Source organism: Streptomyces sp. NPDC060028, from assembly GCF_042736725.1.
Taxonomy (GTDB): Bacteria; Actinomycetota; Actinomycetes; order Streptomycetales; family Streptomycetaceae; genus Streptomyces.
Genome location: NZ_JBHWVJ010000012.1, coordinates 106,303 through 116,733 on the forward strand (window position 1 = coordinate 106,303; position 10,431 = coordinate 116,733).

Sequence of the window (10,431 nt, forward strand, 5' to 3'; positions counted from 1 at the left end):
TGGTCTCCTTCGCCTCAGTACGAGAAGGCCATGGGCCGGTCGGGGTTCTTGTCGTCCCCGCCGATCTTGGTGGGCGGGTTGAGGTCGTCCTCGGTGAGCTCGGGCGGGCCGACCTTGACGTACTTCACGAGCAGCCTGACCTCGATGACCGCGAGTACGGCGTAGAGGAGCGTGAAGCCGATCATCGAGGTGAGCACCTCGCCTTGGGAGACGCCGGGCGAAACCGCGTCCCTGGTGCGCAGCACTCCGTAGACCACCCAGGGCTGGCGGCCCATCTCGGTGAAGATCCAGCCCCAGGAGTTGGCGATGAGCGGGAAGCCCATCGTCCAGAGCGCGACGATCCAGTACAGGTTGGCGAACTTTGGGCTCAGCGCCTTCTTGAAGAGCACCAGATGCGGGACCTCGTCCTCCCCGGTCCGCAGCCCCGGTGGCAGCATGAACCGCTTGCGGGTCAGCCACAGGCCCAGTGCTCCGACGGCGACGGAGGCCATGCCGAAGCCGATCATCCAGCGGAAGCCCCAGTAGGCGACGGCGATGTTGGGCCGGTAGTCGCCGGGTCCGTACTTCTGCTGCTCGGCCTCGTTGATGTCGTTGATGCCGGGGACGAAGGAGGTGAAGTCGTTGTTGGCCAGGAAGGACAGCAGGCCGGGGACCTCTATCGCGACCTTGTTGTGGCCCTTGTCCACGTCGCCGTAGGCGAAGAGGGAGAAGGGCGCGGGCGCCTCGCCGTCCCACAGCGCTTCCGCGGCCGCCATCTTCATGGGCTGCTGCTTGAACATCACCTTGCCGAGCATGTCGCCGCTGAGCGCCGTGCCCATACCGGCGATGATCATGACGACCAGGCCGAGGCGCAGCGAGCTCCGCATGACGGGGACGTGCTTCTTGCGCGCCAGGTGGTAGGCGGCGATGCCGACCATGAACGCGCCGCCGACCAGGAAGGCCGCCGTCATGGTGTGGAAGAACTGGGTCAGCGCAGTGTCCTGGGTGAGCACCAGCCAGAAGTCGGTGAGCTCGGCCCGGCCCCGCTCCTCGTTGATCCGGTAGCCGACCGGATGCTGCATCCAGGAATTCGCCGCGAGGATGAAGTACGCGGAGAGGATGGTGCCGATCGAGACCATCCAGATGCAGGCCAGGTGGATCTTCTTCGGCAGCTTGTCCCAGCCGAAGATCCACAGCCCGATGAAGGTCGACTCGAAGAAGAAGGCGATCAGCGCCTCGAAGGCCAGCGGGGCCCCGAAGATGTCACCGACGAACCGCGAGTAGTCGGACCAGTTCATGCCGAACTGGAACTCCTGGACGATGCCGGTGACGACACCCATCGCGATATTGATCAAGAAAAGCTTGCCCCAGAACTTCGTGGCCCTGAGGTACTTCTCGTTCTCGGTGCGCACCCACGCGGTCTGCAGGCCGGCCGTGAGCGCGGCGAGCGAGATCGTCAAGGGGACGAAAAGGAAGTGGTAGACGGTCGTAATGCCGAACTGCCATCGCGCCAGTGTCTCTGGCGCCAACGCTACGTCCACGTCGTCGGTCTCCTTCTGGTCGCCGTGGTCACTGCGGCAATCTGCCTGTTGTGCCCCACTCAATATGGGACGAAGCAGGCACGCTTGTGAACGCGTTCACATTCACAAGCATTATGTCTTACTGCTCTCGGGAAGTTTCGAGGGGGGTCCCCTAGCCAACACTTTCAACAGATTGTTGAATTCAGGGCATGCAGATACGAATCTCCTGGCCCTCGGGCCAGCTCACCGCAACCCTCGACGAGACCCCGACCGCCAAGGCCCTGACCGAGGCGCTTCCGATCTCGGCCTCCGCCCACACCTGGGGCGAAGAGGTCTACTTCGACACCGGCATCTGCGTGGCCCTGGAGCCCGGCGCCCTCCAGGTGGTCGAGCCGGGCACCGTCGCGTTCTGGACCGAGGGCGACGCGCTCGCGCTGCCCTACGGCCCGACGCCGATCTCGCGCGGCGGCGAGAGCCGCCTGGCGAGCCCGTGCAATGTGCTCGGCTCGTTCGACGGCGACCCCCGCCTGCTCGCCACCGTCCGCGACGGCGACCCCGTCCGCGTGGAACTGGCGTAACCGCACGCGGCACCCCGTCCCACCGGAGCGGTGTTACAGCTCCTTGAAGAACGCCCCTGCCGTGTGCAGGAAGACGTCGTTCGCCTCGGACTCACCGATCGTGACCCGCAGGCCCTCGCCCGCGAAGGGCCGGACCACCACACCGGCCTTCTCGCAGGCCTGCGCGAACTCCGCGGTCCGCTCCCCCAGCCGCATCCACACGAAGTTCGCCTGCGTCTCGGGTACCACCGTCCACCCCTGGGCCAGCAGCGTCGTGTACACCCGCTCGCGCTCCCCGACCAGCGCGCCGACCCGGCCCATCAGCTCGTCCTCGGCGCGCAGCGAGGCGACCGCCGCGTCCTGGGCGAGCTGGCTGACGCCGAAGGGCACCGCCGTCTTGCGCAGCGCCGAAGCCACCGGCTCGTGTGCCACAGCGAAGCCGACCCGCAGGCCGGCCAGCCCGTACGCCTTGGAGAACGTACGCAGCACGGCAACGTTCGGGCGGCTGCGGTAGAGCTCGATGCCGTCCGGCACCTCGGTGTCGCGGATGAACTCGCGGTACGCCTCGTCCAGCACCACGAGCACGTCCGACGGCACCCGGTCCAGGAACCGCTCCAGCTCGGCCCGGCGCAGGACGGTGCCGGTGGGGTTGTTGGGGTTGCAGACGAAGATCAGCCGGGTCCGGTCCGTGATCGCGGCCGCCATGGCATCCAGGTCGTGCACGTCGCCCGCCGTGAGCGGGACCTCGACGGGCGTCGCACCCGAGATCTGCGTGATGATCGGATAAGCCTCAAAGGACCGCCAGGCGTACATGACCTCGTCGCCCGGGCCGGCCGTCGCCTGGATCAGCGACTGGGCCACGCCCACCGAACCGGTGCCGGTGGAGATGTGCTCGACCGGCACCCCGAAGCGGTCGGCGAGCTCCGCCACCAGACCGGTGCACGCCATGTCGGGGTAGCGGTTGAAGTTCCCGGCCGCGGCGACCACGCTCTCCAGCACCCCCGGGAGCGGCGGGTACGGGTTCTCGTTCGAGGACAACTTGTACGCGGCGGCCCCGCCCGCGGCCGCGGGCTTCCCCGGCTTGTATGTGGGGATGCCGTCCAGTGCGGCGCGCAGCTTCGGGCTCTTCTCGCTCACTACAGGTCCTCCTCGACCATCCCGTACGACGTCGCCGTCGCCTCAATGCTTCTCACCTTATGAGGATTCCGTCCTTCCGAGAATGGGAGCGCCTGGAATATGGGGGGAGCGCACGCATATATGCGCACGCCGGTGGCCTGCGCCGTGGCGCGCGTCCCTCGTGCAGGTGAGTTGAGACCGGCCCGAGACCGCACCGTTTTGGCATGCCCGGACCCGCCGACAAGCTCCCCGCTCACTCCCCGCAACGAAAAGCCTTCATTTCCAAGGTCATTGGGGGTGGCGAACCGTGCAGAAACGTGCCTGTCAACGGCTGCATATGCATCCGGACCACCCACCCCGCCGAGCCCTACTATCGGCTCGCCATGACAGCAGCAGGGAAGCATCAGGTGAGCCGGACCGAGACCACCCGGCGGGCCGCCGGCCGACAGGGCCGGGCCGGCATCAGGGACGTGGCCGCTGCGGCGGGCGTCTCGATCACGACCGTCTCCGACGCGCTCAATGGCAAGGGGCGGCTGCCGGACGCCACCCGCCGCCACGTTCGCGAGGTCGCCGATCGGCTGGGCTATCGCCCGTCCGCCGCGGCCCGCACCCTCCGTACCGGCAAGTCGGGCCTCATCGGCCTGACCGTGACGACGTACGGGGATGAACCTTTCACCTTCACCGAATTCGCGTACTTCGCCGAGATGGCCAGGGCCGCCACCTCCGCGGCGCTCGCCCGCGGCTACGCCCTCGTCATCCTCCCAGCCACCTCCCGACACGACGTCTGGTCCAACGTGGCCCTCGACGGCACCGTCGTCATCGACCCCTCCGACCACGATCCGGTCGTCACCGAACTGGTCCGCCAGGGCCTTCCCGTGGTCTCCGACGGCCGCCCGGCCGGCTCCCTCCCCGTCACCGCCTGGGTCGACAACGACCACGAGGCCGCCGTACTCAACCTGCTCGACCACCTCGCCGCCGCCGGCGCCCGCCGGATCGGGCTGCTGACCGGGACCACCACCGACACCTACACCCGGCTCTCCACCACCGCCTACCTCAGCTGGTGCGAGCGCGTGGGCCAAGACCCCGTCTACGAGTCCTACCCCGCCCACGACCCGTGCGCGGGCGCCGTCGCCGCCGACCGGCTGCTCGCCCGACCCGACCGGCCCGACGCCGTCTACGGGCTCTTCGACCCCAACGGCACCGACCTCCTCGCAGCCGCCCGGCGCTACGGCCTGCGCGTCCCCGAGGACCTGCTGCTCGTCTGCTGCAGCGAGTCCACCGTGTACGCCAACACCGAACCGCCCATCACCACCCTCTCCCTCAAACCACGCCGCATCGGCACCGCCGTGGTCCAGTTGCTCATCGACGCCATCGAGGGAGTCGACACCGACGGTCCCGTCGAACAGGTGGTCCCGACCGAGCTCATCGTCCGTACGTCCTCGCAGCGCAGGCAGCCCCGTACGACCGTCAGCCCGCCCCGCTCGCCGGCGAAGGACTGACCGCCACACCGCCCCATCGGCGGGGCCGCCGGCCCCGCCGATGATTTCAGCAACGCCCATATCGGGAGAAAGCGGTAGGAAGGAACAGCGCCGGCCAGGATTCACCACCCCTGGTGCGTCACAGAGCGCGAGCTGCATTCCTATGATGGGCGCACGACATCACGGACCCTCCGCCCCGGAGGTCAGGAGGGTCCGCAGGTGTACGGCAGCGCGACGGTGGTGGAGGGGTCGATGACTCAGGGGGCCGGTCAGGGACCCGCGATGCGGACGGAGACGCTGCGGGACTTCCGGGTTCCGGTCACCGAACCCGTCCCGTACGCCGTATCCGCCGGGCTTTCCGGCGACGCCCCCGTGTACGGCGAGTACCCCGCGTACTACGGCGGGAGCGTGCCGTCGGTGCCCGCGCAGCCCGGTTACGAAGCCGTACCCGCGTCCGTGCCAGCGGCCGCTCCTGTACGCGTACCCGTGCTCGCCAGGAGCCAGACACCCGCGGAGGACGCCCCCGAGGGCTACACCCCGACGCACCGCGACCTGCCGATCATCGGTCGCGGCGGCCCCGGGGACACCGTCCAGGTCCAGTACGTCCCCCAGGAGGACTCCGCCGCGGGCCCAGGGCCGCTCTACGTGGTCGGCGACGTCCACGGCTACCTGGACGAGCTCGTCAGCGAGCTGCACGCCCAGGGCCTCATCGACGCCGAGCGCCGCTGGTCCGCGGGCAACGCCCGGCTCTGGTTCCTCGGCGACTTCACCGACCGCGGCCCCGACGGCATCGGCGTCATCGACCTGGTCATGCGACTGTCGGCCGAGGCCGCGGCCGCCGGCGGTTACTGCAAGGCCCTCATGGGCAACCACGAACTCCTGCTCATCGGCGCCAAGCGGTTCGGCGACACGCCCGTCAACTCGGGCGCCGGCACCGCCACCTTCCAGGCCGCTTGGCTCCTCAACGGCGGCCAGCGCACCGACATGGAGCGCCTGCAGGACGTCCACCTGCAGTGGATGTCACGGCTGGACGCGACCGTCCTGGAGGAGGACCACCTTCTCCTCCACTCCGACACGACCGCGTACCTCGACTACGGCGATTCCATCGAGGACGTCAACGACACCATCCACGAGCTGCTCAACCGCAACGACGCCGACATCACCTGGGACCTCTTCCGCAAGTTCACCAAGCGGTTCGCCTTCCGCGACGAGGGGACCGGCCCTCAGGCCGTACGCGAACTGCTCGACACCTACGGCGGCAGTCGCGTCGTGCACGGCCACAGCCCCATCCCGTACCTGCTGGGTGAGGTGGGTACGGAGGACGGCGACGAGTCCCGCGGCCCCGAGGCCGTGGACGGCCCGCACGTGTACGCGGAAGGCCTGGCCATTGCGATGGACGGCGGGGTGACCATGGCCGGCAAGTTGCTCGTCGTGCAACTTCCGTTGAACGACTGAGGGTTCCCCGAGCGGGGTATTTCCGGAAAGCCCCTGTCAACGTGTGGCGTGGGCGCTCTACCATCGCTCTATCCGTAGCAGGCTCTCCTCCGTTTGTGCCGGTGCCCGGGTCTACGCGGGCAAACCGGCTTGTACGGAGCATCGGGGGATGCACATGACCAGCGCTCCGCACCTGCTGACCGAAGACCGACCGGAGTTCGATCGGCTCCTCGACGAGGCGCTGCGCACAGCGGACGAACGGCCCGAGCTCGCCACCCTCGGCGAACGGCTGAACGCCGAACAGCTGCGCACCATGGCCATGGCGGCCAGCGCCCTGCTGACCGCCGCCGCGGCCGGCGAGTACGACCACTACGTGAAGATACGGGGGGAACGGCGCGACGAGGCCTTGTCCACCCCGACCTCGACGGGCGACGAGTACGCCGGGCAGGGCAGCGGCGGGGGCGCGGGCGTCAGCGCCGTGGTCGCGGTCCTCGCGCCGGTCCTGGCGGGCACCGCCATGCTGATCTTCCTGCTGGTGGGCTACATCCTGAAGATGATCGAGCCCGAGCCGGCCTTCGCCGACACCATGCTGACGGCGGGTTGGCTCTTCGGGGGCCTCACCGTGGCCGCACTGCTCTTCGCGGTGATCGGGCTGCTGGTGACGGCGGTCCGCAACAGCTCGACGGAGGTGGCGGCGGACGAGACCGAGGCGATTCCCGACGAGGTCTCGCGGGCCCGGGAGGCCTGGCGCCACGCGCTGTTGGAGCGCGGCATCATGCCGTTCCTGCGCGATGCGCTGGCCGATCCGACCTCGGGAGGGTCGTATCCGACCCCTCGTACGCCAGAGGCCGGGCGCATCCCCAACCTGGGATACACCCGGCCCGACTTCACCAGCCCGGGGGCCCCTGCGCAGGGCCCCCGTCCCGGTTATACGTCCCCGGACTTCACGAGCCCGGATTTCGGCGGCCCGGATCACGAGCCGGAGTGACTAGCGTGAGCTGTTCGGGGCTCCGAGGGCGGGGTTACCGTCCTTCCAGGCACCCCGCTTGGTCTGGAGGCCGATCAGCGGGTTCGGAGCGGGCAGCCGCGGGAACCACGCCTCGTCCCAGACGAACGTCCCCCCGCCCAGGTCGCCGTGCGTCTGGTACACCTGACCGGTCGTGGTCAGCACCTTGATCCAGGCGTTGTCGCCCCGCGCATCGATGGAGATGCCGCAGGCAAGGCCGGCGGCGCCGCCGTTGGGGAAGCCCGGGTTGTCATCGAAGTCGCTGATGTTCTGCCAGACCGGCGCGGCACCCAGCGGGGTCGCCCGCCCCGCGTACGCAACCCCATCGACCAGCGCGGCGTGGATGTCGACTGCCTCCGCGCTCACCACGCTGTCGATGTCGATGCACGGGCCGCCCGGGCCCGTGGCTCCGGTCGTGCCCGTGAGTCCCTGCGGACCCGTGAGCCCGGTCGGGCCGGTGAGCCCGGTCGAGCCGGTGAGTCCCTGCGGACCCGTGGGCCCGGTCGGGCCGGTCGGGCCGGTCGCACCGGTGTGGCCCCTCGAGCCGCGGGGGCCCGCCGGACCCTTGCACTGGTCGTCGTGCGGCGGGTTCCCGACCTGAGCCCGCGCCTTGTCGGGGCCGCCGTCGTCGTGACGCGACGACTCGCAGCGGTCCCCGCCGGGCACTGCCGCCGTCGCGGTCGCGACGGCGGGGGCCGCGATGGTCGCCAGCACCAGCGCCACGGAGGCGACCGTGCCTCCGGCCAGCCAGCGGGCCCGTCGGGGCAGCGGACCCAACAGTCGGGACCTGTCTTCAGAACTCATTTACCGCTCCTCGCACAACCGGGATCGAATGGTTCTCCGAAGTCCGGACTGGTTGCCGGACTCCGCGGGCCATCCTCATCAGCCGTCTCCCGATAAGCGGACCGGCGCGCCCGTAGGTCATCGGATCGGCGGAACCCCGCACCGCCACATGGGCGCGTGCGACACAGCCACCCGGGGCGGGCACCGGCGTGCCGCCCCGGCCCGGGCCCGGCTCCTGCCTAGGGTCGGCGGCCGTGAAGCCCTCCATTTGCCTCTGCATGATCGTGAAGAACGAGTCCGCCGTGATCGAGCGCTGTCTCGAATCCGTACGGGACCTCATCGACACCTGGGTCATCTCCGACACCGGTTCCACCGACGGCACCCAAGAACTGATCCGCAACGCCCTGCGCGGGATCCCCGGCGAGCTCCACGAGGAGCCGTGGACCGACTTCGGGCACAACCGGAGCCTCAACATCAGCCACGCCCGCGGTAAGGCCGACTACCTGCTGCTCCTCGACGCCGACCTCGTCCTGCGCCGCACCGGCCCGCTGCCCCCACTCACCTCGGACTCGTACATGCTGCGCCACGAGGGCTCCACCGAGTACCGGATCAAACGGCTGGTGCGCGCCGACCTCCCCTGGCGGTACGAGGGTGTCACCCATGAGTACCTCACCTGCGACCGGCGTGACGAGAACGACCAGCGCCCGGGCGTGCAGGAGAACCTCGACGCGCTCGTCATCGAGGACTACGCCGACGGCGGCTCCCGGCACGACAAGTTCGAGCGCGACGCCCGCCTGCTCAGCGCCGAGTTCCAGCGCGACCCGTCGAACGCCCGTACCGTCTTCTACCTCGCCCAGACCCTGCGGGACATGGGTGACACCGCGGACGCGATCCGGCTCTACGAACACCGCGCGGCCATGGGCGGCTGGGAGGAGGAGGTGTACTACGCCCTGCTCCAAGCAGGCGTGCTGCACGGCGACTCGGACGACTGGCCGGCCGCCATGGACGCGCTCTCGCGCGCCTGGGAGTTCCGGCCCAGCCGCTTGGAGGCCTGCTACGAACTGGCGTCCCGGTTGCGCGTGTTGGGCCGCCACCACATCGCGCACGCGATCACCCGGGCCGTCCTCGATCGACCGGCACCGAATGACCTCCTCTTCGTCCAGCCCTGGGTGTACCAGTGGGGGCTGCTCTTCGAGCACTCCATCACCGCGTACTGGGTGGGAGACATGGACACCTCGCTGCAGGCCTGCGACCGGCTGCTGTCCCTGCCTGATCTCCCCGAGGCCTATCGCCGCCAGACCGAGACCAACCGGGGCTTCGCCCTCGCCCGCAGCCGCCCGGGCGGCACTGTTTCACGTGAAACATCCCTCCCTGTTTCACGTGAAACATCGGAGCCCTCACCCTCGCCGGTCTAGCCGGCGGCGCGGTCCCCCAGCGCCCGCCGCCGCTGCGCGGCATCCGCCAGAGCCGGCGGACGCCAGACCCCGTCCGGGCGGTAGAGATTCCGGCCCGGCTCCACGATCTCGTCGATCCGGTCGAGCACATCGTCGTCAAGGACCAGGCCGGCGCCCTTGACCAGCCCCTCCAACTGCTCCATGGTCCGTGGCCCGATGATCACCGAGGTGACGGCGGGATGCGCCACGGGGAAGGCCACGGCCAGCTCCGGCAGCGTGCAGCCGATGGAGTCGGCGAGCTCGACGAGCTGCTCCACGGCCTCCAGCTTCGCGACATTGCCCGGGATCGCCGGGTCGAAGCGCGCCGGCGTCAGCGCTGCCCGACCCGAGGTGAGGTCCACGGGTCCCCCGAGCCGGTACTTGCCGCTGAGGAATCCGGAGGCGAGCGGGCTCCAGGTCAGGACGCCCATCCCGTACCGCCGGGCCACCGGCAGTACATCGGCCTCGATCCCACGGGCCAGGATCGAGTACGGCGGCTGCTCGGTCCGGAACCGCGGCAGCCCCCGCCGCTCGGCGACATGGTGCGCCTCGACCAGCTCCTCGGCCGGGAAGGTCGAGCAGCCGAAGGCCCGGATCTTCCCGGCCGACACGAGGTCACCGAGAACCGACAGCGTCTCCTCGACGTCGGTCCCGTGGTCGGGCCGGTGCACCTGGTAGAGGTCGATCCAGTCGGTGTCGAGCCGCCTCAGGCTGTCTTCCACGGCGCGCACGATCCAGCGCCTGGAGTTGCCGCTCCGGTTGCGCCCTTCCCCCATCTTGAAGTGCACCTTGGTGGCGAGCACGACATCGTCCCGGCGCCCCTTGAGCGCCTTCCCCGTGATCGTCTCGGACTCCCCGCCGGAGTACATGTCGGCGGTGTCCACGAAGTTGATCCCGTGGTCGAGGGCAGCGTGGATGATCCTCACGCACTCCTCGTGGTCGGGGTTGCCCACGGCTCCGAACATCATCGTGCCGAGGCAGTGCGCACTGACCTCGATGCCGGTCCCGCCCAGAATTCGGTATCGCATGCTCATGCGGCCGCACTCTAGGAGTTGAAGTGCACTCCAGATCAAGCTTTTTCGCTCGGGACGGCAGTGAGCGGTGGCGGCCCCGCCGGGCCGCCAC

At 69.5% G+C, this 10,431-nt stretch carries 9 protein-coding genes; 5 read left to right on the forward strand and 4 right to left on the reverse strand.

The window, feature by feature from the left end; all coding sequences use genetic code 11:
- Positions 1–14: 14 nt before the first annotated feature.
- On the reverse strand, positions 15–1,520 hold the full coding sequence (locus ACFWBF_RS09415; RefSeq protein ID WP_385597663.1) for a cytochrome ubiquinol oxidase subunit I: 1,506 nt from the start codon (positions 1,518–1,520) through the stop codon (positions 15–17).
- 188 nt (positions 1,521–1,708) lie between these two features.
- Between ACFWBF_RS09415 and ACFWBF_RS09420 the strand changes: the two genes are divergently transcribed.
- Positions 1,709–2,077: a cyclophilin-like fold protein gene (locus ACFWBF_RS09420; protein WP_385597665.1), complete on the forward strand. Its 369-nt coding sequence runs from the start codon at positions 1,709–1,711 to the stop codon at positions 2,075–2,077.
- 33 nt (positions 2,078–2,110) lie between these two features.
- Here ACFWBF_RS09420 and hisC read toward each other — a convergent pair whose 3' ends face one another.
- Complete coding sequence (hisC, locus tag ACFWBF_RS09425; protein WP_385597667.1) at positions 2,111–3,193, reverse strand: histidinol-phosphate transaminase; 1,083 nt, start codon at positions 3,191–3,193, stop codon at positions 2,111–2,113.
- 362 nt (positions 3,194–3,555) lie between these two features.
- On the opposite strand from hisC, the gene ACFWBF_RS09430 reads away from it, so the two are divergent.
- The 3 genes from ACFWBF_RS09430 (at position 3,556) to ACFWBF_RS09440 (ending at position 7,072) form a co-directional block, all read left to right on the forward strand.
- Positions 3,556–4,671, forward strand: a complete 1,116-nt coding sequence (locus ACFWBF_RS09430; protein WP_385597670.1) for a LacI family DNA-binding transcriptional regulator — start codon at positions 3,556–3,558, stop codon at positions 4,669–4,671.
- A 216-nt stretch (positions 4,672–4,887) separates the two neighbouring features.
- On the forward strand, positions 4,888–6,105 hold the full coding sequence (locus tag ACFWBF_RS09435; protein ID WP_385597704.1) for a metallophosphoesterase: 1,218 nt from the start codon (positions 4,888–4,890) through the stop codon (positions 6,103–6,105).
- Between the two features lie 148 nt (positions 6,106–6,253).
- Positions 6,254–7,072: a hypothetical protein gene (locus ACFWBF_RS09440; RefSeq protein WP_385597674.1), complete on the forward strand. Its 819-nt coding sequence runs from the start codon at positions 6,254–6,256 to the stop codon at positions 7,070–7,072.
- On the opposite strand, the gene ACFWBF_RS09445 is transcribed toward ACFWBF_RS09440, so the two are convergent.
- Entirely contained in the window at positions 7,073–7,894 is an 822-nt protein-coding gene (locus tag ACFWBF_RS09445) for a hypothetical protein (RefSeq protein ID WP_385597679.1), read from the reverse strand.
- Between the two features lie 257 nt (positions 7,895–8,151).
- Here ACFWBF_RS09445 and ACFWBF_RS09450 point away from each other — a divergent pair, with 257 nt between their 5' ends.
- The gene (locus ACFWBF_RS09450; RefSeq protein ID WP_385597682.1) at positions 8,152–9,288 is read left to right on the forward strand and encodes a glycosyltransferase; all 1,137 of its coding nucleotides are present in this window, start codon (positions 8,152–8,154) and stop codon (positions 9,286–9,288) included.
- On the opposite strand, the gene ACFWBF_RS09455 is transcribed toward ACFWBF_RS09450, so the two are convergent.
- A complete protein-coding gene (locus tag ACFWBF_RS09455) occupies positions 9,285–10,334 on the reverse strand; it encodes an aldo/keto reductase (RefSeq protein ID WP_385597707.1) in 1,050 nt (349 codons plus the stop codon). The genes ACFWBF_RS09450 and ACFWBF_RS09455 overlap by 4 nt on opposite strands.
- Positions 10,335–10,431: the final 97 nt, after the last annotated feature.